At 74.1% G+C, this 23,586-nt stretch carries 22 protein-coding genes; 11 read left to right on the plus strand and 11 right to left on the minus strand.

Annotation, left to right across the window (positions count from 1 at the left end; translation table 11 throughout):
• The 3 genes from L1857_RS25060 to L1857_RS25070 form a co-directional block, all read right to left on the minus strand.
• Positions 1-1,398: a hydroxymethylglutaryl-CoA reductase, degradative gene (locus tag L1857_RS25060; protein ID WP_283258024.1), complete on the minus strand. Its 1,398-nt coding sequence runs from the start codon at positions 1,396-1,398 to the stop codon at positions 1-3.
• Positions 1,382-3,190 (minus strand): helix-turn-helix domain-containing protein, encoded by a 1,809-nt coding sequence (locus L1857_RS25065; protein WP_249466453.1) that lies wholly within the window; start codon positions 3,188-3,190, stop codon positions 1,382-1,384. The genes L1857_RS25060 and L1857_RS25065 overlap by 17 nt, the downstream gene beginning before the upstream one ends.
• A 66-nt stretch (positions 3,191-3,256) precedes the next feature.
• On the minus strand, positions 3,257-3,817 hold the full coding sequence (locus tag L1857_RS25070; RefSeq protein WP_094008523.1) for a quercetin 2,3-dioxygenase: 561 nt from the start codon (positions 3,815-3,817) through the stop codon (positions 3,257-3,259).
• Between the two features lie 53 nt (positions 3,818-3,870).
• Between L1857_RS25070 and L1857_RS25075 the strand changes: the two genes are divergently transcribed.
• Positions 3,871-4,299 carry a MarR family winged helix-turn-helix transcriptional regulator gene (locus L1857_RS25075; protein WP_094008522.1) on the plus strand — a complete coding sequence of 143 codons (429 nt, stop codon included), beginning with the start codon at positions 3,871-3,873 and terminating at the stop codon, positions 4,297-4,299.
• A 5-nt stretch (positions 4,300-4,304) separates the two neighbouring features.
• Here L1857_RS25075 and L1857_RS25080 read toward each other — a convergent pair whose 3' ends face one another.
• The 3 genes from L1857_RS25080 to L1857_RS25090 form a co-directional block, all read right to left on the minus strand.
• On the minus strand, positions 4,305-5,693 hold the full coding sequence (locus L1857_RS25080; RefSeq protein WP_162831022.1) for an MFS transporter: 1,389 nt from the start codon (positions 5,691-5,693) through the stop codon (positions 4,305-4,307).
• Between the two features lie 500 nt (positions 5,694-6,193).
• Positions 6,194-7,807: an FAD-dependent monooxygenase gene (locus tag L1857_RS25085; protein ID WP_094008514.1), complete on the minus strand. Its 1,614-nt coding sequence runs from the start codon at positions 7,805-7,807 to the stop codon at positions 6,194-6,196.
• Positions 7,797-8,597, minus strand: a complete 801-nt coding sequence (locus L1857_RS25090) for an alpha/beta hydrolase (RefSeq protein WP_116110399.1) — start codon at positions 8,595-8,597, stop codon at positions 7,797-7,799. Before L1857_RS25090 ends, L1857_RS25085 begins: the two co-directional genes overlap by 11 nt.
• Positions 8,598-8,703: 106 nt before the next feature.
• On the opposite strand from L1857_RS25090, the gene L1857_RS25095 reads away from it, so the two are divergent.
• On the plus strand, positions 8,704-9,471 hold the full coding sequence (locus tag L1857_RS25095) for an IclR family transcriptional regulator (RefSeq protein ID WP_094008513.1): 768 nt from the start codon (positions 8,704-8,706) through the stop codon (positions 9,469-9,471).
• On the opposite strand, the gene mhpA is transcribed toward L1857_RS25095, so the two are convergent.
• Complete coding sequence (gene mhpA / locus L1857_RS25100; RefSeq protein WP_249466455.1) at positions 9,405-10,934, minus strand: bifunctional 3-(3-hydroxy-phenyl)propionate/3-hydroxycinnamic acid hydroxylase MhpA; 1,530 nt, start codon at positions 10,932-10,934, stop codon at positions 9,405-9,407. The genes L1857_RS25095 and mhpA overlap by 67 nt on opposite strands.
• Positions 10,935-10,989: 55 nt before the next feature.
• Complete coding sequence (locus tag L1857_RS25105) at positions 10,990-11,856, minus strand: fumarylacetoacetate hydrolase family protein (protein ID WP_116110379.1); 867 nt, start codon at positions 11,854-11,856, stop codon at positions 10,990-10,992.
• Between the two features lie 61 nt (positions 11,857-11,917).
• Here L1857_RS25105 and L1857_RS25110 point away from each other — a divergent pair, with 61 nt between their 5' ends.
• The 5 genes from L1857_RS25110 to L1857_RS25130 all read left to right on the plus strand — a co-directional run bounded on the left by L1857_RS25110 (position 11,918) and on the right by L1857_RS25130 (position 16,768).
• Positions 11,918-12,589 (plus strand): FadR/GntR family transcriptional regulator, encoded by a 672-nt coding sequence (locus L1857_RS25110; RefSeq protein ID WP_116110378.1) that lies wholly within the window; start codon positions 11,918-11,920, stop codon positions 12,587-12,589.
• Positions 12,590-12,598: 9 nt separating this feature from the next.
• Complete coding sequence (locus L1857_RS25115; protein WP_205413217.1) at positions 12,599-13,843, plus strand: DUF3500 domain-containing protein; 1,245 nt, start codon at positions 12,599-12,601, stop codon at positions 13,841-13,843.
• Entirely contained in the window at positions 13,840-14,220 is a 381-nt protein-coding gene (locus L1857_RS25120; RefSeq protein WP_205413216.1) for a nuclear transport factor 2 family protein, read from the plus strand. Before L1857_RS25115 ends, L1857_RS25120 begins: the two co-directional genes overlap by 4 nt.
• A 1-nt stretch (position 14,221) precedes the next feature.
• The gene (locus tag L1857_RS25125) at positions 14,222-14,962 is read left to right on the plus strand and encodes an IclR family transcriptional regulator (protein ID WP_094008509.1); all 741 of its coding nucleotides are present in this window, start codon (positions 14,222-14,224) and stop codon (positions 14,960-14,962) included.
• 543 nt (positions 14,963-15,505) lie between these two features.
• Positions 15,506-16,768, plus strand: coding sequence for an MFS transporter (locus L1857_RS25130; RefSeq protein WP_198958373.1), 1,263 nt, complete (start codon positions 15,506-15,508; stop codon positions 16,766-16,768).
• On the opposite strand, the gene L1857_RS25135 is transcribed toward L1857_RS25130, so the two are convergent.
• Positions 16,723-17,340, minus strand: coding sequence for a TetR/AcrR family transcriptional regulator (locus L1857_RS25135; RefSeq protein WP_094008516.1), 618 nt, complete (start codon positions 17,338-17,340; stop codon positions 16,723-16,725). The genes L1857_RS25130 and L1857_RS25135 overlap by 46 nt on opposite strands.
• Positions 17,341-17,408: 68 nt before the next feature.
• Here L1857_RS25135 and L1857_RS25140 point away from each other — a divergent pair, with 68 nt between their 5' ends.
• Complete coding sequence (locus L1857_RS25140) at positions 17,409-19,955, plus strand: family 78 glycoside hydrolase catalytic domain (RefSeq protein WP_116110376.1); 2,547 nt, start codon at positions 17,409-17,411, stop codon at positions 19,953-19,955.
• A gap of 87 nt (positions 19,956-20,042) precedes the next feature.
• A complete protein-coding gene (locus tag L1857_RS25145) occupies positions 20,043-20,414 on the plus strand; it encodes an STAS domain-containing protein (RefSeq protein ID WP_205413214.1) in 372 nt (123 codons plus the stop codon).
• Positions 20,415-21,144: 730 nt separating this feature from the next.
• Here L1857_RS25145 and L1857_RS25150 read toward each other — a convergent pair.
• The gene (locus tag L1857_RS25150; protein ID WP_240323144.1) at positions 21,145-21,561 is read right to left on the minus strand and encodes a hypothetical protein; all 417 of its coding nucleotides are present in this window, start codon (positions 21,559-21,561) and stop codon (positions 21,145-21,147) included.
• 3 nt (positions 21,562-21,564) lie between these two features.
• A complete protein-coding gene (locus tag L1857_RS25155; RefSeq protein ID WP_094008505.1) occupies positions 21,565-21,858 on the minus strand; it encodes a helix-turn-helix domain-containing protein in 294 nt (97 codons plus the stop codon).
• 122 nt (positions 21,859-21,980) lie between these two features.
• On the opposite strand from L1857_RS25155, the gene L1857_RS25160 reads away from it, so the two are divergent.
• Positions 21,981-22,412: a DUF6292 family protein gene (locus tag L1857_RS25160; RefSeq protein ID WP_094008504.1), complete on the plus strand. Its 432-nt coding sequence runs from the start codon at positions 21,981-21,983 to the stop codon at positions 22,410-22,412.
• 75 nt (positions 22,413-22,487) lie between these two features.
• The gene (locus L1857_RS25165; protein ID WP_094008503.1) at positions 22,488-23,501 is read left to right on the plus strand and encodes an LLM class flavin-dependent oxidoreductase; all 1,014 of its coding nucleotides are present in this window, start codon (positions 22,488-22,490) and stop codon (positions 23,499-23,501) included.
• The last annotated feature ends 85 nt before the right edge of the window (positions 23,502-23,586 follow it).

A 23,586-nucleotide genomic window follows, 5' to 3' on the forward strand; every position in this document is an offset into this window, starting at 1 on the left:
TCAGCTCTTCGCCCGCAGCTCGGCGAGGACCTTCCCGGCGTGGTCGGCGCGGACCTTCCGGTCGGCGACCAGCCGCGCGACCACCGCCGGGACCTCCGCGGCGGTCGCGCCCACGGTGGTGGCGATGTTGCGGGCGTGCAGCGACATGTGCCCGCGCTGGATGCCCTCGGTGGCCAGTGCCCGCACCGCGGCGAAGTTCTGCGCGAGCCCGACCGCGGTGACGATCTCCGCCAGTTCGGTCGCGGTCCGCACGCCGAGCAGGGCGACCGCGGCCTGCGCCACCGGGTGCACGCGCGTGGCGCCGCCGACCAGCCCGACCGGCATCGGCAGTTCCAACGTGCCGGCCACGTTGCCGTCGGCGTCCTTTTCGAAGCGGGACAACGACGTGTACCGCCCCGACTCGGAGACGGCGTGCGAGTGGGCGCCGGCCTCGACCGCGCGGGTGTCGTTGCCGGTGGCGAGCACGACCGCGCTGATGCCGTTCATGATGCCCTTGTTGTGCGTCGCCGCGCGGTAGGGATCGGCCTCGGCGAGCGCGGCGGCGTGCACGATGTCGTCCACCACCGCGGGCCCGCCGAGCGATTCGGCGTCGAACACCGCGCGGGCCCGGGACAGGCGCAGATCGGCCTTGTTGGTCAGGATCCGCAGCAGCACCCGGCCACCGGCGATCTCCCCGGCGCGCGCGGCGACCGCTTCGGCCATCGTGTTCACCGCGTTGGCGCCCATCGCGTCGCGCACGTCGACCTGCAGATGCGCGACCACGTAGGTGCCGGCGCGGGAAGGCACCAGCCGCACCGCGATGTCCCGCACGCCACCACCGAACTCGACGAGCTTCTCGTCCTGCGCGTTGGCCAGGCCGATCAGCTCGTCGCGGGCCTCCAGCAGCCGGACGCGGCCCGCCTCCGGATCGCGCACGCCGACGATCTGCACCTGCGCCTGCATGATCGGCGCCGTCGAGGACGTGTGGAACCCGCCGCGGACGCGGGCGATCTTGGCGGCGTTGCTCGCGGCGGCGACCACCGAGGCCTCCTCGGTGGCCATCGGGACCAGCACCTCCCGGCCGTTGACCACGAAGTTGGTGGCCACCCCCAGCGGTACGCCGAGGATGCCGACGACGTTTTCGATCATGTGGTCGGCCGCGACGGCGTCGAGCCCGTGCCCGTGCCCGGGGTCGAACGCCGCGAGCGACGCCGGGTCGAGCCCGGCCGCCTCGGCGGCGGCCTTGCGCCGGGCCTCGACGGGCAGATCCCGGAGTCCCTGGATACGACTGGTGCGCGCCATAGCGCCCCTTCCACTTCCGTGTGGCTGCGTGACGACCCAGGACGCTAGCTCCGCACCCGGGCAGCGGGAATGGACCGAACGTCCACTCCGTACGGCCCGGCTATGGACGTTCGGCAAGGCGGGCGAGCCGGACGGCGACGGTGAGCCGGAACAGCCGGTCGGGCTCCTGCCAGCCCTCCCCCAGCAGCTCGGCGGCGCGGTCCAGCCGCTGCAGCACGGTGTTCTTGTGCACGTGCAGCGCGCGGGCGGTGGCGACCGGGCTCATCCGGTGGTCCAGGTAGGCGGCGAGCGTGGGCAGCAGGGTGCCGGAGTGCTCGGCGTCCCAGTCCAGGACCGGCCCGAGGACCCGGCGCACGAACGCCGACACCCGGGCCTCGCCCGGGCCGAACAGCGCCGTGTAGGGCAGGTACTCGTCGGTGGTGACCGCCGCGCCGGCCACGCCCAGCGCGGGCAGGATGCGCACGCACGCCGTGGCCTGCTCCACGGGTTCCCGCAGGTCGTCCCCGGCGGCGGCGCCCACGGCCAGCACCGGGGCGGCCAGTGATCGCGCGACGGCGGTGTGCACGGTCCGCGCCGCGGCGGCCGGGTCCTCCACCGGGGTCAGGACGACGATGTGGTCCGCGTGCTCGCCGACCAGGTCGCCGGTCCGGCGCAGGGCGCGGGCCGCCTGGTGGCGCAGGTCGGCGGGGACGGCGACGACCACGACCGAGCGCGGGCCGTCCAGCCGGATCCCGCGCGCGCGGGCGCGGGCGGCGGCACCGGCACGCCGGTCCGCGTCGGCGGAGAGCAGGTCGGCGAGCAGATCCCCGCGCACCCGCTGCTCGGCCTCGATCAGGGCGTCCTGCTTGAGGCGCAACAGCGCGGTGATCTGCGCGGCGCGCTCCGCGGTGCGGAACTCCACGGGCCCGAACTCGACGGTTCCCTGCTCCAGCAGCAGCGCGCCGAGCAGCGTCGGCCCCGCCACGACGGCGACCGCGAAGGCACCTTCGCCCGCCGGCACGCACCGCCCGCTGCGCCGGCTCCGCTCGACGGCCTCCCGCACGCCGCCGTCGAGGTGATCGGTGTCCAGCAACGCGACGCGGCAGCGCAGGGCCCGGCCGAGCGCGCCGGCGACCTCGGTGGCGTCGCCGCCCTGGAGGACGAGCGTGGTGAGGTCGCTGTGCACCTCGCTCGCGCGTTCCATCGCCTCCACGTGCCGGGCCAGCTCGCCGTAGGCGCGGCGGGTTTCGTCGGCGGCGGTGTTCGCGCGGGCCAGCAGCCGGGCGGTCTGCAGCACGACGGCCGCGTGGTCGGCGAACGCCGACAGCAGCGAGATCTCCTCCGGGGAGAACGCGTGCTCGACGCGGTTGGCGGCGAACAGCACCCCGATGACCTCGTCCCCGGCCAGCAGCGGCACGCCGAGCAGCGAGACGAGCCCCTCCGCGGCGACGGTCTCGTCGATCCGGTCGTCGTGCGGCGCCTGGGTCATCGCGTCGTACCGGGCGGTCCAGCACGGGCGGCGGCTCTCGACCACCTGGCTCGCCAGGCCCATCCCGGGCGGCACGCGCAGCCCCGGGAACGACGGCGCGACCGTGCCCAGCGTCGTGCGCACCCGCAGCTCCCGGCTGCCGACGTCGAACTCCGACAGGTAGGTGACGTCCGTGCCGACGAGGTCGTGCGCCCGCTCCACCAGCCGGGCCAGCAGCTCGTCGACGTCCCGCAGCTCGGCCAGCTCCCGCGCGGAGGAGAACAGGGCGGCGAGCTCCTGCCCACGGCGCCGGAGGCGGTCCGAGGTGGCCCGCAGGCGCCGGATGCCGGAGGTGATCCGCTCGGCGTCGGCGGTGCCGAGACCGGCCAGCAGCGGAGCGACGTCGGTGTGCTGCTCGGCGGCCTCGAGCAGGCCGACGACGGCGGCGACGGGCAGGGTCATGCATCACCTCGTGGACCGGACGACCACCCCGAGCCGGGCCGGGGTGGTCTCACGGTACCGGCGAGGTCAGGGCGTGGTGTGCCAGCGGTGCTCCGGGAGGAACTTCACGTCGTAGCGCTGCGGCACCGTGCCGAACTTGTGCGGCTCCGGCACGGCGGGCACCTTCGGCAGCCCCAGCTCCTCGGCCGGGACGCCGAGGTTTTCGAAGAACCGCTCGAACGTCCCGCCCGGACCGGCGGCCACGCCGACGACCATGCTGTGGTGCCGTTCCATCCGGTAGGCGTGCGGGCAGTTCTTCGGCACGAACCCGAAGTCGCCGGGGGTGAGGAGCTTTTCCTGCTGGTTGCCCGCGGTGTCCTCGACGAACAGCCGCACCGCGCCGGCCGTCACGTAGAACACCTCGTAGGTGTCGGGGTGCAGGTGGGCCGGGATGAGGTCGCCCTTCGGGCCCTCGCAGGTGAAGAAGTTGAACGTGCCCTCGGTCTGCTCGCCACCCGCGTAGATGGTGAACAGGTCGCCGAAGAGGTGGGCGCGGTCGCCCTCGCCCTTTTCGATGAAGTACGGCTTGCCCGGCTCGGCGGGGATGCGCGACGCGCGGCGGTAGGGGGTGGCGAACTCTGCCGTCATGATGTCTCCCGGTCGGTGTTTCTGTCAGGCAGCCTGACAGATATCCTGTTGTCGTGCAAGCAGAACCCACACTCGCTCAGTCGCTCGGCGAGGCTCGGCGGTGGTTCGACGAGGCGCTGATCGCCGGCCTGGCACGGGCGGGCGCGGCGCCGGTGTCGGGCACCCAGGTCGCGCTGTTCGCGGTGCTCGACCCCGGCGGGACGACGGTGTCCGAGCTGGCCCGGCGCATGGGCGTGACCCGGCAGACGGCGCACCAGGCCGTCGGTGCGCTGACCCGGCTCGGTCTGCTCGAACAGGTGCCGGATCCCTCTTCCGGGCGGCAGCGGCTGGTGCGGCGCACCGCGGAGGGCGAGCGGACGCACCGGACCGCGCTCGGCATCCTGCGCCGGGCGGAGACCGCGCTGGCGCGCCGGATCGGGCGCGAGCCGGTGCGGGCCCTGCGCGCGGCGCTGCACGCCGACTGGGGCCGCCCGCCCTCCTGACGGGGTCACTTCGCCAGCTCCTCCAGCGGCCGCTGCTTGGTCTCGATGCCGAAGCGGAGCATGACCAGCAGCCCGATCAGCAGCACGGCGGCGGTCAGCGCGAAGCTCCACACCACCCCGGCCGCGGCGCCGAGCAGCAGCCCGATGGTGATGGGCGCGATCACCGACGCGAGGTTGCGCATCGTGCTGCCGACCATCGTCGCCCAGGCGCGCATCCGCGTCGGGTACAGCTCGGCGGTGTAGAGGTAGGCCAGCGGCGCGTTGATGTTCACGCCGAACAGCACCAGCGCCCCGCACACGAACAGCGCCACCCAGCCGGTCGCGCCGAGCAGCACGCCGCCGATGCTGCCTGCCAGGGCCAGCCCGTACCCGGCGGCGAACCAGAACCGGCGGCCCAGCTTGTCCAAAGAGGACGCGCTGACGTAGAGGGCGACGAGGTTGCCGACCACGATCCCGCCGGTGAGCAGGGACGCGACGGCCGGGGTGAGGTGGCCGACCCGGACCAGCAGCGTCGGCATCCAGGAGGTGAACCCGCCCAGCGGCAGGAACGTGGTGAACCAGATGCACCAGAGGGCGAGCGTGCGGCCGCGGTAGTCGCGGGAGAGCAGCTCGCCGAACCGGGTGGGCGGTTCGGGGCGCAGGTCGGCGGGTTTGTGCGGTTCTTCGAGGATGCGGCCGCCGCGGCGGGCGCTGGCCTCCATCGCCTCGACGATCTCGGTGGCGGCTTCGAGGTCGCCGCGGTGGATGAGGTGGCGCGGCGACTCGGGCAGGCGGAAGTGGGCCCACACCGCGGTGAGCACCGGGACGCCGGAGATCACGAACAGCCAGCGCCAGGCGTCCTCGGGCGGGAACACGGACAGGAACAGCGCGCCGACGAGCGTGGCGCCGAGGATGCCCCACACGAACAGGCTTTCGTAGACGAGCACGATCCGGCCGCGGGCGCGGGCGCGGACGAACTCGTTGAAGATCGTCGCGGCGACGGGCACCTCGGCGCCCAGGCCGATGCCCTGGATGAGGCGGAAGGCCATGAGGCTTTCGACGTTCCAGGCGATCGCCGAGGCCAGCGCGAGGAGGCCGAACAACGCGGAGGCGGCGACGAAGGCGGCCTTGCGGCCGTAGCGTTCGCTGATGACGCCGAAGAGGATGGCGCCGGCGATCTGCCCGACGTAGCCGACGGCGATGAGCGTCCCGGCGACCGACAGCGGCGCGCCGAGCGTGGTGAGGACCGCGGTGAGCGCGACGGACAGGATGAGCGCGTCGAAGGAGTCGAAGAACGTCCCGACGCCCAGTATCGAGGCCACCCGCAGGTGGTAGCGGGTCAGCGGAATCCGCTCGACGCGGGCGAGAAGGGCCGCGGCGGCGGTGGCGCGCGCGGCGGTGGGTTCGATGCTCAAGGTGCCTCCACACTGAGACGGGGAGCGGGAGCGGACAGGAGGGGACGGATGGGGCGGGAATCCGGGGCGGTGGACGAGCATCGAACCGCCGCACGCGGCCGGGCCCGGGCCGCGCACCGGGTGCCGCGCGCGGCAGTTGCGCCCGCGCGGTGAGACGACCGGGACCGCACGCCCGCGCACGGAACGCACACCTCACTCACGCCGACAAGGACGGCAACGCGCGCGACGCTGGGTGAGCCCCGTCTGGCCGCCGTCGCGGCCGGCGGGCGTCCGGATTGAGCACGCACCGCCGCACGCAGCCGGGCCCGGGCCGCGCACCGGGTGGCGCGCGCGGCAGTAGCGCCCGCGCGGTGAGACGACCGGGACCGCACGCCCGCGCAACGGAACGCACATCTGATCCGTGCACACCCGCGCGAGGAGGGTCACCGTCCCGGTGGCGCGCGCGGCGGTGGGTTCGATGCTCAAGGTGCCTCCACACTGAGACGGGGAGCGGGGAAAGGTCAGGACGCGACCACGGCGGCGTGCGCGCCGCGGGCGATGTCCAGGATCTCGGCGGCCGCGGTGCTGTCATCGCCGCGCCAGGCGATGTGCTGGTCCGGGCGGATCAGCAGCAGCGGGGCGCCGTAGGAGTCCTTGCCGGGCAGGCCGGGCAGGTCCAGCACCGTCAACGGCACACCTCGGGCCCGCGCCGCCTCCACAAAGGACTCCATCGGCACGGTTTCCAGGCGCAGCAGGGTGAAACCCGGCCCGAGGTGGTCGAACAGCGACGAACCGTCCGGCAGCCACCGGTGTGGCAGGCGCGTTCCGGGACGCGCCGAGCCGTGGTAGGTCAGCGGCTCGTGCGGGGGCACCGGCGAGCCGTCGTCCACCACGATCGGGGAACCGGCGTAGTGGTAGCCGAGCACCAGGCCGAGGCTGTGGAACTCGCCGCGCTTGGCCGACAGCGCCTCGGCCACCACCGCCCGGCGCGCCACGCCCGCCGGGGTCGCGGCGTCGATGTCGGGGTGCGCGAACGCCCGCGCCAGGTGGTTCTCCTGCGCCGCCGCGTCCGCGATCGTCTGCCGCGCCACCGGGCGCCGCTCCGGTTCGTAGCTGTCCAGCAACGCCGGGCCGGCCCAGCCGCGCAGCACCGCGACCAGTTTCCACGCCAGGTTCACCGCGTCCCCGACACACGTGTTGTACCCGTGCCCGCCCCACGGCGGGTTCAGGTGCGCCGCGTCGCCGACGAGGAACGTGCGCTCCCCCCGATACCGATCCACCAGCAGCATCCGCGCCACCCACGGGTCGGTGGCCTGCACCTCGACGTCGACGTCCGCCCCGATCAGCCGCCGCACCAGGGCGGCCGGGTCGACGTCGCCGTCCCGCACGTCCACGCCCTGCGCGATCGCCCACCACGTGCCTTCGGTGTCCATCCGCCCGGCGATCCCGCCGAACTCGGCCCCGAGCACCCAGTAGTGGACCGCCCGCGCGCACACCGTCTCGTCGGTCAGGGCGGGCGCGCGGAAGGTGATGTTCAGGTTGGGCAGCTCACCGCTGCCGCCGGAGTACCGCGCCCCGATCACGTCCCGCGTGATCCCGCCGGCCCCGTCGCAGCCGATCAGGTACTCCGCGGTGACCTCGCGGACCGCGCCGTCCGGCCCGGCGATCGTGGCCCGCACCCCGGCGGCACCGTCCTCGGCGGACACCATCCGCCAGCCGAAGAGCGTCCGCACCGACGGCAGTTCCGCGACCGCCTCGCGCAGCACCTCCTCGACGATCGGCTGCGGGATCTGCTGCCCGCCTTCGGCGAACTCGTCCCGCCGCTCCGCGTGCATCGCGAACGCGTGGGGGAACCGGGTGATCTCGTGGCCGGTGAGGCTGGTGCAGAACACGACGTCCTGCGCGTGCGACACCGGCAGCGGCGCGGCCGCGCGGACCCGGTCGGCCAGGCCCCAGCGGCGCAGCAGCTCCATCGTGCGGGCACTGGTGGTCTTGGCGCGCGGCCGGTCCCCGGTGACGGTCGCGCGGGGCTCGACCAGCAGGCACGGGATGTCCGCGCGGCCCAGCTCGATCGCGACGGCGAGCCCGCTCGGGCCACCACCCGCGATGAGAACCGGAAAGTGCTCAGGCAACATGTCCCCCAAAGCAGTGAGTACGGGCGAATTCGAGTGAGAGGTCGAAGGCGGTGGCGGCCAGTCCGGGGTTGCCGAGCCACATGTGGCCGGCGCCGTCGAACAGCCGCAGGTCCACGTCGGCGCCGGCCGCGGTGAGCGCCTCGGCCAGCCGCCGCGACTGGGCGCACGGCACGAACCGGTCGGATTTCCCGTGCAGCAGCAGGAACGGTGGCGCTCCACTGTGGACGTAGGTGACCGGGCTGGCCTCGGCGGGGGCGACGTCGCGGAGCAGCAGGGCCTCACGGGTCTCGGTGGATCCCGGCGCGGGCTCGGCGACCAGGCCGGCCTCGGCCAGGTCGGTGTCCAGCGCGGTGAGATCGGCGGGACCGTACCAGTCCACGACCGCGACCACGCCCTGCACCCGCAACCCGGCCAGCGCGGCCAGGTGCCCACCCGCGGACTCGCCCCACACGACGATCCGGCCGGTGTCCAGGCCCAGTTCGGTGGCGTGGTCGCGCAGCCAGGCGAAGGCCGCGGACACGTCGTCGAGCTGGGCGGGGAACGGCGCCTCGCCGGTGAGCCGGTAGTCGACGCTCGCGACGGCGAACCCGGCGGCGGCGAGCCGCTCGAACGGGCTGGGCGAGGTGTCCGCGAACATCGGGCCGAAGGACTCCCGGCTGCCGACGCGCCAGCCGCCGCCGTGCACGAACACCACCAGCGGTGCGAGCCCGGGCGCGTCCCCGCGGTGGAGGTCCAGCAGCAGCGGCCGGAACCCCGGGACCGCGGCGTACTCGAAGGTGCGGCGGGTCATGATCACCTCGTTCGGATCGGCGGTGGTCCGGTGCGCCCCAGTATCGGGCGGGCGATCACGGCGGGACAGCGAGCGTTCCATTGGTTGGGTCTGTCAGACTCGATGGATGGACGGCGAAACCCCGGTCGCGCGACGTGGCAAACGACCGAAGAGCGGCGCGCCGGTGGTGGACCGGGCGCTGTCGCTGCTGGCCGCGTTCGACGAGGAGCACCGGGCGCTGGGCCTGGCGGACCTGAGCCGCCGGGCGGGCGTGCCGCGCAGCACCGCGGTGCGGCTGGCGGCCCGGTTGCGGGAATGGGGCGCGCTGGAACGGGACGAGCGCGGCCGGTACGTGATCGGCCTGCGGCTGTTCGAGATCGCGTCGCTCGCGCCGCGCAGCCACGGGCTGCGGGAGGTCGCGCTGCCCTACCTGGAGGACCTGCACGAGGTGACGCGGCAGCACGTGCTGCTCGCGGTGCGGGACGGCGCCGAGGCGCTGCTGGTGGAGCGGCTGTCGACGCGCGGGGCGGTGGAGATCGCCTACCGGGTCGGCGGGCGGCTTCCCCTGCACGACACCGGCGTCGGGATCGTGCTGCTGTCGGGCGCGCCGCCGGAGCTGCTGGAGGAGCGGTTCGCGGAGCTGTCCCCCGCGGAAGGCGCCAAGCTGCGCCGCCGCCTGGCCGACACGCGGCGCCTGGGCGTGGCGATCTTCGATCGCCGCAAGCCGGCGCCGGTGTCGTCGGTGGCCGCGCCGATCCACGACCACACGGGCACGCTCGTGGCGGCGGTGTCGGTGGTGGTACCGGCCGGAGCGGCGCGGCCGCAGGCCTACGAGCAGGTCGTGCGCGCGACGGCGCTGGCGATCTCGCGGGGCATGGGCCTGCGGCGGCCCTGAACGGCGGCGATGAACTCTCCCGCCAGCCAGGCGGGATCCCCCGCGCCGAAGACGTGGAAGTCCGGCCGGATCAGCACCGCCGGGGCGTCCAGTTCGGACAACCACCGGGTGTAGGTACCGTCCACATCGGTCACTTCGTCCAGCGCGACCACGGAAATCCCCAGCTCCGCCAAGCCGCCCGGCGAGCACGGTTCCCGGGTGATCAGCGCACCCGGGCCACCGAACACGTCGTCGAACAGCCCGGTCACCCCGCCGGCCGACACCCGGCCCTGCAGCGCCAGGATCCCGCCGGACTCGCCGGTGTGCAGGCCCGGCCCCAGGCCCGGGCGCGGTGGCGCCGGGGGTTTGCCGCCGGCCGCCCGGGACGCGATCATCCGGCGGTCCCGTTCCGCGGCCTCCGCCGGATCGGCGATGCAGATGACCTTCCCCAGCTCCACCGAGAACCGCACGAACGCCCGAGCGTGGTGCAGCCGCTCGCTGCCGTAGGTGTCCAGCAGCTCCGCCCCTGCCAGGCCGCGCAGCACCAGGTCCAGCTTCCACCCGAGGTTCATCACGTCCCGCACCCCCGCGCCGAGCCCCTGCCCGGCGAACGGCGGCATCAGGTGCGCCGCGTCCCCCGCCAGCAGCACCCGGCCGGCCCGCCACCGCTGAGCCCAGCCGGCCTGGAAGGTGTAGGCCGAGTGCCGCTCCAGCTCGGCGTTCCCGGGTGTGATCCCGTGCGGCGCCAGCAGTTCCCACGCCTTCTCCGCGCGATTCAGGTCCTGTTTGGACTCGTGCGGCAGCCGCATGAACTCCCACCGCCGCCGCCCGGGTCCGCCCGGCACCATGGTCGAGGGCCGCCGCACGTCGCAGGACTGCGTGGCGATGTGCGGGAACTCCAGCCCCGGCCGGGGTTTGACGTCGACGACCAGCCAGTCGTGGAAGTACCCCTCGTCATGCCAGCCGATCCCGGCCCACCCGCGGACGCGGCTGTTCGCCCCGTCCGCGCCGACCACCCAGGACGCCGAGACCGCGAGGCGCTCGCCGCCCCGGCACGCCTCGACCGCCCCGGTGGCCGCGTCCACGGCGGTCGCCTCCCAGCCGCGCAGCACCCGCACCGCAGGCAGGCCGCGGATGATCGAGTCCAGCCGGGCCTCCAGCGCGGGCTGGCTGAAGAAGTACGTGTTGTACCAGCCGGATTCGCCGCGCCCGCTCCAGTCGACCTCGACCAGCGTCTCGCCGTCGCCGTTGCGCCACACGTACAGGTCGTCGTAGGGCTCGGTGATGTCCGGGATCGCCGACGGCGGCAACCCGACCGACTGCAGGATCCGCGCGAAGTCCGAGCAGTGCGTCACCGCGCGGGGCAGCGGGTAGTCGGCCTCGTTGCGGTCGAGGACGACCACCCGGTGCCCGCGACGGCCCAGCTGGATCGCCAGCAGCTTGCCCACCGGCCCGTAGCCGATGACTGCGACGTCGAAGTCCACGTCGACCTCCCGGTCTCTCCTAGCCTGACCGGGCGAAGATAGGTGCGGGACCGGGTCAGGCGGCCCCTCCGCGTCCCGGTTCCCGGGACAGCAGCCGCTGCTTGCCGTCCACGATCGTGTTGCGCAGCACGCCCAGCCGGTCGACCTCGACCTCGACCACGTCACCCGGCTGGAGCAGCCACCGCGGCGTGCGCGCGTACCCGACGCCCGACGGCGTGCCGGTGGCGAGCAGGTCGCCGGGCCGGACCGTGAAGGTCCGCGAGATGTGCGCCAGCGTCTCGCCGACCGGGTACACCATCTGGGTGGTGTTGCCGTCCTGCACGGTTTCGCCGTTGACCCGCGTGCGCACCCGCAGCCCGTCCCGCAGGTCCCCGACCTCCGCGGCCGGGACCATCGGGCCGAGCGGGCCGGAGGAGTCGGCGTTCTTGCCGAGGATCCACTGCGAGGTCAGCTTCTGCGCTCGCCGCGCGGTGACGTCGTTGAACGCCGAGTACCCGGCCACGGCGGCGAGCGCCTCCTCTGGCGTGGCGTCGACCAGCGTCCGGCCGACCCACGCGACGATCTCCCCCTCCCAGTCCAGCCCGTCCTCGTCGGCCGGGACCGGGATCTCCGCGCCGTCCACGGTCAGCGACTGGGTCCAGCGCGCGAACAGCGTCGGGTACTCGGGCAGCTCGGCGTCGCGGTAGGAGCCCTCGGCGACGTGCGCGAGGTAGTTCAGCCCGATGCAGATCACCCGCGCCCCGGGCAGCACGGGCGGCACCAGCCGCACGTCCGTCAGCGTCTGGCCCGACCGCGGCCGGGCCAGGAAGCCCTCCGGGTCCGACCAGAACTCCTCCAGCCCGGCGATCACGGTCACCGACCCGTCCTCCGCCAGGCTTCCGACCTCGGTGCCGGCGCCGCGCGCCACTCCCACGATCCGCATCGTTGCTCCTTCGCTCCAGAAAACTTCCTAAAGGTTAGAACCTTTATGGTTGAATAGCACCATGACGAACCTGACCGGACTCGGGCGCACCCGCGCCGAGCAGCTCGCCGCCCTGCTCGAGGAGCGGATCCGGGGGCTCGCGCCGGGCGACCCGGTGGGCACGATCGACGAGATCCGCCGGGAGTCGGGGCTGGCCAGGGCCACCGTCAGCGAGGCCATCCGGCTCCTGCGCGACCGCGGCGTGCTGGCGATCCGGCCGGGCCGCGGCGGCGGGCTGTTCGTCGCCGACCAGGGCCCGGTGGTGCGGATGCGGCACACGCTGCTCGGCGTCCGCGAGGACCCCTCGTCCGTCGCCGACGCCGTCGAGCTGCGCAACCACCTCGAAGAGCTGATCGACGTCGGCGCCGCGCGCTGCCGCACGGCCGAAGACATCCCCCGCCTGCGCGCCCGCCTCGACGCGATGGCCGCCGCGCCGTCGTGGGCGGAGTTCGTCCGCGCGAACTGGGCGCTGCACGAGGAGATCGCCGCGCTGTGCCCCAACGCCATGGCCCGCGCGGTCTACCTGGGCACGCTCGGGCACCTGTCCACCACCGCACCGCACCTGCGCGACACCGACGCCGAGGCGTACCGGGCGCGGCGGCTGCGGGTCCACGTCGACCTGGTCGACGCCATCGCTTCGGGCGACGAAGCGGCCGTCCGCGCCGCCGTCGCCCGGCACAACACCACCGACTGAGGAGGCACCGTGGCCCCGGCCGAATTCCGCCGATACCTGTTCCCGCCGGACTCCCCGCGCATCACCGGCATCAAGGGGATGGACGCCTACACCTACCGGGAGGCCGCGAAGGAGGACCCGTTCACCGGCGGCCTGATCCGCGGCTGGGAACCGTTGCAGCTGCAGGAGTTCCGCGGCGTCACCGAGGACGGCACGCTCCGCCCGGAGGTCCACCCGTTCGAGCCCGCCCGGCCTGGTGAGGAGGCCCCGGTGGAGGCGATGGTCGCCGCCGCCCGCGCGCTGGAGGCGGCGCTGGACGAGGAGAGCCGCGGCAAGCTGCGGTACGCCGTGGACGCGGTCGAGTGGCAGACCTGGGCCAACCCGGAGTTCATGCAGTTCGACACCGGGATCCGGCTGGAGTTCCAGCCGCCCGAGGTGCGGCGCGCGGCCCTGGAGCTGGTGCGGGCCTCGCTGAGCCCGGAGGGTTTCCGGCTGGTGCACGACATGATGCGCATCAACGGGTTCCTCGGCGAGGTCGTCGGGCTGGCGAGCATCCTCAACGAGTTCAGCTACAACGTCGCGCTCTACGGCGAGCCGGACCCGGTGGAGCCGTGGGGCTGGCAGCTGTTCGGGCACCACTGCGCGGTCAACTGCCTGGTGGTGGCGGGGCGCATGGTGGTCAGCCCGGTGTTCCTCGGCGCCGAGCCGAACGAGATCGACGAGGGCCCGCACGCCGGCACCACCGCCTACACCGACCGGATCCGGCTCGGCACCGACCTGATGGCCGCGCTGCCGGAGAACCAGCGGCGCGCCGCGGTGGTGTACGAGCGGATGGTGGACCCGGCGATGCCGCCCGGGCGGGTGCACCCCGGCGACGAGCGGCACCTCGCGGGCGCGTTCCAGGACAACCGGGTGATCCCGGTCGAGGGTGTGCGGGTCGCGGAGATGCCGGCCGCGGCGCGGGAGCTCGTGCTGGCGATCGTCGAGTCGTTCGTGTCGCTGCTGCCCGAGGGGCCGCGGGCGGCGCGGATGCGGGAGGTGCGGTCGTTCCTGGACGAGACGTGGTTCTCCTGGATCGGCGGGCACGAGCCCGGGGACGTGTTCTACTACCGGGTGCAGTCGCCGGTGGTGATCGCCGAGCTGGACCACCACTGCGGGGTCTTCCTCGACTACGACACGCCGAAGCCGTTCCACATCCACACCGTGCTGCGGACGCCGCACGGCAACGACTACGGGCGCGCGTACGTGCGGGCCTGGCGGGACCGGCAGGCGTGAGCGCGACCGCCCGGCACCACATCGCCAACCTGCTGCACACCTACGTCGAGATCGCCGATCGCAAGGACGTCGACGCGGTCGTGGACCTGCTGGGCGCGGCGCGGGTGGTGTTCCCCGCGGCGCGCAGCGCGGATCCCGGCGGGGCGCGGGAGCTGTTCGGTCGCTTGTGGACGGACCCGGCGCCGCATCGGCACGACGTGAGCAACCTGATCGTGGAACCCGCCGGTGACGGGTTGTGGTCGGCGCGGGCCCACTACACCCGGTGGGTGCTGCGGCCGGATCCCGAACTGCACACGCTGGGCGAGTACGCGCTGCTCGTCGCCGAGGACGGGTGGCGGGTGCGGTCACTGACCGTGACCCGGACCTGGACCCGGTGAGATGGCCGACCTCGCCCGCGTCACGCTCGTCCTGGACACCCTCGCCGAGAGCCGGTGCGGCCTGACCGTCACCGAGCTGGCGGTGCGCACCGGGCTGCCCCGCTCCACCGTGCACCGCGTGCTGCAGAGCCTGGAGCGCGAGCTGTACGTGGTGCGTTCCCGCGAGCCGGACCGGCCCGGGTACGTGCTCGGGCCGGCGCTGCTGAAGTTCGGGATGAACAGCCACCTGCGGCTGCTGGCCGCCACCCGGCCCGACCTGGTGGCGCTCGCGCGGGAGGTGCAGGAGCGGGTCGAGCTGGCCGTCTTCAGCGGGCGGGAGGTCGTGGTGGTGGACCAGATCGCCGCCCCGGCCCGGTTGCGCGGGGTGACGCAGGTCGGCAAGAGCTTTTCGCTGCACGCCAGCTGCATCGGCAAGGTGCTGCTGGCGCAGCTGCCGGACGCGCGGGTGGCGGAGCTGCTGCCGGAGCGCCTGGACCGGTTCACCCCGGCGACGGTGACGTCACGGACCGCGTTGCTGGCGGAGCTGGCGCGGGTGCGGCGAGCCGGGGTCGCGGTGGACCGGGAGGAGCACGACCGCGGGATCTCCGCGGTGGCGACGGCGCGGCTCGGCGCGGGCGGCACGTGGCAGGCGGTCGCCGTGGTGATGCCGAGCCAGGCCTTCGCGACCAAGTTCGAAGCAGCGGTCCACGGCCTGCGGCGCGTCAACCCGGCGATCGACGTGGCGGCCGTGCTCGGCAGGTGAGCCTTGTGGCCGGTGGCACGCAGAGCGGCGGCCGCGGAACGGGGCGGCCGCTTCCCGCCGATGGCGCACACACCGCGCGGACCGAGCGGCGCACAGGCCACGCCAGCGCGACCGCCTCCCGCCGGTGGCGCACCGGCCCCAGCGTGAACCGGCGCGGGGTGGCCGGCCCCGCGCCGCCAGGTGCCGCGACCACCTCCCACTCGGTGAGCATGTCCGACGTGGTCGAGCCGAAACCACCGGCCCTGCCGTTGGCGATGACCAGGAAGCCGTGCGAGGTCCACTCGGTCAGCATGTTCTCGAACCAGGTGCCATCCGCGCGGCACGCACCGTTGCCCCACGCCACGTTCGGGAGCTTGACGCCGGCGGGCTGCGCATGGGCTTTTCCCTCACTGGAGACACGGGAGGAAAAGTGCGACCGGTCGCGGACAGAACCGGTGACACCACCGATACCGGAGCTGTCCCGGGAACCGGGACGAACCCGTTCTGCCGCGGCCCCCGCCACCGCACCCTGAGACGGCCATCACTCCCGCCCGGAGGACACCAATGAAGCTGGCCAACTCGCCCCGCACCGGGGCGTCCGCGGCACACCGGCGACTCGTCGTCGCCGTCTGCATGATCGTCACCGTCATCGAGGGCTACAACCTCATCGTCTACGGCTCGGTCGTGCCGTTGCTGCTCGCCGACCCCGCCCTCGGCATCACCGACGGCCAGACCGGCCTCATCGGCGGCGTCGTCTACCTCGGCGCGGTGCTCGGCGCCCTCCTGGCCCCCGCACTGGCCGAACGCACCAGCGCCAAGACCACCCTGGCCACCGGCATCGTGGTCTTCGGCCTCGGCTCGCTGGCCTTCGCGCTCGCCACCGGCGGCACGATGCTCGCGTTCGCCCGGCTGCTCAACGGCCTCGGCGTCGGCGCCGCGCTGACCACCGCGATGACCATCGCCCGCGACCAGGCCCCCGCCCGGCGCGCGTCGCTGGTCGTGACCATCACGATGGCCGGCATCCCGCTCGGCGGGGTGGTCGCCGCGCTGCTCGCGATCCCGGTGCTGCCCGCGTTCGGCTGGCGGACGCTGTTCTTCGTCGGCGCCGGGCTGAGCGTGCTGATCTTCGCCGTCCTCGCGCCGCTGCGGGTCCCGGCCGACCCCGCGCGGGCCGCGGCCGACCAGTCGTGGACCGGGCGGCGCAAGCTCGCCGCCCTGGTCGCGGGGCGGGGCAAGTGGATCCTGCTCGCCGTCGCGGGCGCCGTCATCGCGAACATGGTCGCCTGGCAGGGGCTCAACGTGTGGGCCGCGCAGGCGATGATCGACCTCGGGTTCTCGCTGAGCAGCGCGCTGCTGTTCACCTTCGCGCTGACCGGCGCCGCGGTGCTCGGGTCGTTCGTCACCGCGTGGGCCGCCGACCGCCACGGCAGCGCGCGGATCGCCGTGGCCACCGGCACCTGCACGATCGCGGGCCTGGCCGGGATGCTCGTCCTGCCCACCGGCCCGGTGACCGCCGCGGTGTGCATCGCCGCGATGGGCGTCGGCGGCCACTCGACGATGAACCTCGTGCACACCACGACGTCGTCGGTGTTCCCGGCGCCCGCCCGCGCCGCCGCGCTGGGCTGGTCCAACGGGACGTCGTTCATCGGCGCGTTCTTCGGGCCGACGCTGGGCGGCATGGCGATCGGGGCGGGTGGCGCGCACGCCGTGTTCGGCACGTTCGCCGTCGCCGCCGGGGTGTGCCTGGTCGCGGTGACCGCGCTGGCCGGCCTGGCCCGCGCTCAGACCGAGGTCGTGCTCACCGCGCCGGCGATCCGGGCCAGGTGAGCGCGCACGCCACCCACGAGGTCGAGGTCCCCGTCGGCGAGGACCCACTGCAGCTGCAGCCCGTCGCTGACGGCGACGCACTCCCTGGCCAGCTCCCGGCAGTCGGTGCCGGGCGCCAGCTCCCCCCGCTCCGCGCAGCGGGTGAACAGGGCGGCGATCGCGTCGACGGTCTCCGCGTAGCGCGCGGCGAACACCGCGTGCGCCGGGCTGGAGGCGTCCGCCGCCTCGGCCGAGCACAGCACGAACAGCTCGATCAGGCCCGGCTGCGCGAGGTGCCGTTCGGTCGAGGCGACCATCTCCGCCAGGACGTCGGCCAGGGTCGCGTCGGCGTCCAGCTCCGTCCACCAGCGCGCGGTGGTGGCGATCCGGTGCTCGGCCACGGCGTGCAGCAGGTGCTTCTTCGTCGGGAAGTGGTAGAGCAGGCCGCCCTCGGTGAGGCCGACGTCGGCGGCGATGCGCGCCAGCGGGACCCGGTGGTAGCCGCGTTCGGCGAAGCGCTCGGCGGCCGCGGCCACGATCCGCGCGCGGCGCTCCCGGCCCGCCGCGTAGCTCCCGGTCCTGCGTCGTCCCACGGCGGTCACTCTAGCCCGGCCCGCCAAAAACCTTGTTGACTCAGTTTTTGTCGGCTACGGTTCCGGCCATGAACCAGCCCGCGGAGCTGCGGCTCGAACACCTCCCGCCCGGCCAGCCCTGCGGGGTGCCGCGGCCCCGGCTGTCCTGGTGGCTGCCGGAGAACGCGGCGGTCCAGCACGCCTACGCCGTCCGGATCGTCCACGACGGACGCGTGAGCTGGGAGTCCGGACGGCGGGCGGACGGCCGTTCCGTGCTGGTCGACGCGGGTGTCCCGGCCGGGGTGCCTGGCAGCGAGTGGCAGGTGCGGGTGTGGACGGACCTGGGCGAGTCCGGCTGGTCGGCGCCCGCGCCCTGGACCGTGACCGCGCCGGACTTCGGCACCGCGCAGTGGATCGAGCCGGCCGAAGACGCGGTGCCACCACCCGGCCGGCGACCTGTATACAACTTGCATACCGAGTGCACGCTGGGCGCTGCGGTGGTGCAGGCGACGGCCTGGGCCACCGCACACGGTGTATACGAGCTGTTCATCAACGGTGTCCGGGTCGGTGACCAGGAGCTGACGCCCGGCTTCACGGCCTACCGGTCACGGTTGCAGGCGCAGCGCTACGACGTCGCCGGGCACCTGCGCGAGGGCGTCAACACGGTCGACATCCTGCTGTCGGATGGCTGGTTCCGCGGGCGGCACGGGTTCGAGCGGACCGCCGACGGGTTCGGCACGCGCGTCGCGGCGCTGCTCGCTCTCGGCGCCACCCTGGCCGACGGCACCGGCGCGACCGTGGTGACCGGCGATGGCTGGCGGTCCCGCCCGTCGGGCATGACGGCGGACCTGATGGACGGCCAGACGCGCGGGCCCGCGACCGCGGAGTGGGCGGCGGCCCGTCCGGTGCGTGGCGGCCTCTACGACGACCGGTCGCGGCTGGAGCTGTCCGTGGCGCCCCCGGTGCGGCGGGCCGCCGAACTGGCGCCGGTGAGCGTCCGCCGGGCCGGCGGGAGCCAGGTGATCGACTTCGGGCGCAACCTCAACGGGTGGGTCCGGCTGACCGCGCCACCCGGGCGGATCACGCTCACCCACGGCGAGTTCCTCGGCCCGGACGGGCGGGTGGACACCGGGCACCTGCGGGCGTTCGACTTCGCGACCCGGCAGCCGCTGCCCGCCGGCCAGGTCGACGTCGTCGAGGGCGGCGGGGTGTTCGAACCGCGCCACACCACCCACGGCTTCCGCTACGTGCAGATCGACGGCCGGGCCGAGGACGTGACGGCCGTCGTCGTGCACACCGACCTGCGGCGCACCGGGTGGTTCCGGTGCGGTGACGAGGACCTGAACGCGTTGCACGAGGCGGCGACGCGAAGTTTCCTCGCGAACGCCTGCGATCTGCCGACCGACTGCCCGCAGCGCGAGCGGTCCGGGTTCACCGGGGACTGGCAGGTCTACGCCGGGGCCGCGGCGTTCACCCACGACGTCGCGGGGTTCAGCGACAAGTGGCTGCGCGACCTGGCGGCCGACCAGCTGCCGGACGGGCGGGTCACCACGATCGCCCCGAAGCCCTCCGGCGGGACCGCGATGGACGGCTCCGCGGGCTGGGGCGACGCGTCGGTGATCGTGCCGTGGGAGATGTGGCGCGCCTACGGCGACCTGGAGCTGCTGCGCCGCCAGTTCGGCTCGATGCGCCGGTGGGTCGGTTTCGCCGCGCGGACCGCCCGCGAGAACCGGCACCCGGACCGGCGGGGCGCGCCCGCGCCGCACGAGGAGTACCTGTGGGACACCGGGTTCCACTTCGGGGAGTGGCTGGAGCCGGGCGAGACCCCGGCGCCCGATCCGGGTGAGGACCACGGGATCGTGGCCACCGCCTACCTCGCCCGATCGGCGGATCTGCTGAGCCGGATCGCCACCCTGCTGGGTGAGGACGCGGACGGCTACCGCCGGATCGCCGCCGGGGCGCGGGAGGCGTGGCAGCGCGAATACCTCGCCGCCGACGGGTCGATCGCGGTGCCGACGCAGGCGAACCACGTGCGGGCGCTGGCGTTCGGCCTGGTGCCGTCGTCGCTGCGCGCGGCGGTGGCGGCCCGGCTGGTGTCGCTGGTCGAGCGGGCCGGTTATCGCGTGGGCACGGGGTTTCTGAGCACGGGGCTGCTGTTGCCGGTGCTGGCCGATGCCGGGTACGTGGACGAGGCGTACCGGGTGCTGCTCGCGCGGGGCGTGCCGTCGTGGCTCGGGATGCTCGACCGCGGGGCGACGACGATCTGGGAGTACTGGGACGGCGTGGACGCGGGGCGGGCGCGGGGTTCGCTCAACCACTACGGGAAGGGCGCGGTGATCTCGTTCCTGCACACGCACGTCGCCGGGATCCGGTTGCCGGACGACCCCGGCGCGGCGGAGGCGGGGTACCGGCGTTTCGTCGTGCAGCCGTGTCCGGGCGGTGGGTTGCGGTGGGCCGAGGCCGAACACCACAGCCCCTATGGCGTGATTCGCAGCGCGTGGCGGGTGGGGGGTGGACGGATGTGGTTGTCGGTGACCGTGCCGCCGGGGACGCGGGCCCGGATTCGCTTGCCGGACAAGGAAATCGGCGATGCCGGGCCGGGCGCGCACGAATGGCGGGTGGAGTTGCCCCGGTGATTGCGCGGCAAACACGCCGCGCGCGCCGACGCCCGGCGGGGTAACCGGACCACTGCCGGATTCCGGATCCTTATGCATGATGGGCGGATGGCACCACCCAGCGACCGTTCACCGGCCGGACCCGCGCACGCGATGACGGTGTCGGCCGAGCACCGGGGACGAGACGTCGTACTGACCGCGACGGGCGAACTCGACATCGCGACGCTGCCCAAGCTGCGCCGCCTGATCCGGCTCGCGCTGGTCGACCGGCCGCGGTTGCTGGTGCTCGATCTGTCCGAGCTGAGGTTCATCAGTTCGAGCGGGCTGGGGCTGCTGGCCGGCACGCACCGGGAGGCCGCGCCGGCGGAGTTGCGGGTGGTGGCGGGGGACGCCGTGCGGCGGGTCATGGCGTTCACGGATCTGCTGGATTTCCTGAACGTGTACCCGTCGATGGCGGAGGCGCTCAAGGACACGGGTTGAGGCGCGCCCCAGCGGCTGGCGATGCACCAGCGGCAGGGGCGCCCCGCCGGGCGGCGCCGCTAGGGCGCGCTCGCGCCCTAGCGGCGGCTCGGATGCCACTGGCACGAGGGCGACGGGGGCGGCCGTTCGGGCAGCGCAGCGCATCCGCGGCACGGCGCCTCCGCAGCGGCACAGCGGCGGGCCTAGGCCCGGCCCGGCCATTCGGCGGGAAGTCCCGCACCGCGAGGCGCCCCGTAGTCCGGGCCAGGGCCTCAGCGCACCCCGACCACCTCGGCACACCGCGCAGCAGGCACCCCACCCGCGCGCGACGGCCGGGACCGGCCGTCGAGCAGCGCCGCGCACTTGCGGCACGGCGCCTCCGCAGCGGCACAGCGGCGGGCCTAGGCCCGGCCCGGCCATTCGGCGGGAAGTCCCGCACCGCGAGGCGCCCCGTAGTCCGGGCCAGCGCCTCAGCGCACCCCGGCTACCTCCGGCACCACCAGCAACCCCACCGCGCAGCAGGAACCGCCCGCCGCGCGCACGGCCAGGGTTGGCCGTTCGGGCAAGCGCCGCGCATCCGCGCCTCTCCGCAGCGGCCCAACGGGCCGAGGCCCGGCCATTCGGCGGGGCGCCCCGCAGCGCGAGGCGCCCGCATCCTGGCAAGCGCCTCAGCGCACGCCGGGTTGTTCGGCACCATCGCGCAGCAGGCTCCCCGCCGGGCGCAACGGCCGGGGCCGCCCGGGCCAGCCCGTCAGCGCACCCCGACCACCTCCGGTACCGCCTCGGGCTGAGCCTCCGACGTTGCCGGCGCCGCCTCCGCCTCGAAACGGCTGAACTCGAACCGCACGTCGCTGCGGTCGGGGCCGCAGGGGGTGGCCGTGATGACGCCCGCGGTGTCCACCGCGGCCAGCTGGGCCAGCAGCCGCGCCAGGCGGTCGGGCGCGCCGGCCACCTCCTGGTCCGTCTGCACCAGCGTGCGGTGCAGGTTCGTCAGCCCCCAGCCGTCGGCGCTCCCGCTGCCCGTCGCCACGGGCAGGGCCACCGTCAGCAGCCACCGCCCGGGCTTGCCCGTCATGGAGGGGGTGCGGTGGTTGGAGATCCCGATGATCTGATCGGCCCGGACCAGCCCGTCGCCCAGCGTGCGGATCCAGACGTTTTCCAGCGCCATCCCTCAAACCTCCTGTTCGGTCTCCGTCCCATCGGTCCTCTCGCCCAGCCGGCGCCGCAGTTCCGCGTTCTCGGCACGCGTGGCGGCCAGCTGGTCCTCCAGCCGGACGATCCGCTCCGCCGCCGCGAGGGTCATCCCGTCGTCGAACAGCTCGCGGACCCGCGCGGCCAGCCGCAGCTGGCGGCGCGAGTAGCGGCGGTGGCCGCCCGACGAGCGGTGGGCCTGGACGACCTCGGCGGCGTCGAGGCTGCGCAGGAACGCCGGCTGCACGTCCAGCGCGTCCGCCGCCTGCCCCATCGTCCAGGCGGGGTAGTCCTCGTCATCCAGCTTGTCTACAGCCACTTGACGAGTCTATCTGCTTCAGTTGCTTGACTCAATCTACAGTCATCACTATAGATATTCGCGGGAGGTGAGGGCAGGTGTTCCCGAACCCGGGTCTGGACCCGCAGAGCAGGACGGCGCGGGGCCTGCGCCGGTACATCGAACTGATCGAGGACATGCTCGGCCTGAGCGGGCAGGGCTCCTGCGTGCAACTGGAGGCACCGCTGGGCGCCTACATCGCGATCGACGGGCACGTCCCCGCGTTCCCCGAGCGCGACGTGGCCCTGCTGTGGGACGAGCGTTACGGCTGGGCCGTGGCGGTGGAGGCCCGCTGCGGCGAGGACCTGCTGGTGCTCGGCTACCTGGGCGGCCAGGTCGTGCCCGCGCCCCGGGTGGTGGCCGCCTTCGTGCGGCGCGCGCTGGGCGGGGAGTGCGCCGGCAGCCCGGAACCGGAGGTCCTGGAGGCGCCCGGCCTGCACGAGGAGCTGGCCGCCTACGCCCCAGCCCCCGAGCTGCTGGCCGCGAGCTAGCGCCCACCCCTTGGGAACGGCACGCCCTCCCGGGAAGTCCTGCCAGAATCGTGATCACGGACCCCGGGAGGACGTGTGTCACGACCGCTGCGGAAACTGGGTTTCCTCACCATCGGCCTGTTCGACGAAGCCGACCCGCGCGCGGGCCACGAAAGCACGCTCGGCATCATCGAGCTGGGTGAGCAGCTCGGTTTCGACAGCGCGTGGGTGCGGCACCGGCACCTGCAGTACGGCATCTCCTCGCCGGTCGCGGTCCTCGCCGCCGCCTCGCAGCGCACGCGCCGCATCGAGCTGGGCACCGCGGTGATCCCGCTGGGCTGGGAGAACCCGCTCCGCCTCGCCGAGGACCTCGCCACCGTCGACGTCCTCTCCGGCGGCCGCCTCAACCCGGGCCTGTCCGCCGGCCCGCCGACGCACTGGGAGCACGTCAAGGACGCCCTCTACCCAGGCACCGCCGACGCCGAGGACTTCAGCCACCAGCGCGTCCGCCGCCTGCTCGACGCGATCCGCGGCGAGCCGGTCACCACGTTCCGCGGCACCGAGGGCTTCGAGGTGTACTCCGACCGCGTCCAGCCGCACTCCCCCGGGCTGGGCCGCCGCCTCTGGTACGGCGGCGGCAGCCTCGGCTCGGCGCGCTGGGCGGGTGAGAACGGGATGAACTTCCTGACCAGCAGCGTGGTCAAGGCCGAGGAGGCGGCGGACTTCGCCGAGATCCAGCTCGCCCTCATCCGCGCGTTCCGCGCCCACCACCCCGACGGCGACCGGGCGCGGGTGTCGCAGGGCCTGGTGGTCATCCCGACCGACTCGGCCACCGCAGAGCAGCGCGCGAAGTACGCCGAGTACGCGGCGAACCGCATGCCCCGCACCACCACGCCGCAGGGCCCGGCGCGGTTGATGTTCGCACCCGACCTGGTCGGCACGTCCGCCGAGATCGCCGAGCGGCTGCACGCGCACGCCGCCTACCGGGAGGTCGACGAGGTCGCCTTCGCGCTGCCGTTCACCTTCGAGCACGCCGACTACGTGCAGATCCTGACCGACATCGCGACCAAACTCGGCCCCGAGCTGGGCTGGTCGCCCGCTACGGGGTGAGCTCGCGTTCGGCCGGTTCGGCTACCGGCTGGACATGGCGCGGGAGCGGGCCGGTGCCACCGACGTGATCGACTACGCCGAAACG

Source organism: Amycolatopsis thermalba (genome assembly GCF_023376025.1).
GTDB lineage: Bacteria > Actinomycetota > Actinomycetes > Mycobacteriales > Pseudonocardiaceae > Amycolatopsis_E > Amycolatopsis_E thermalba.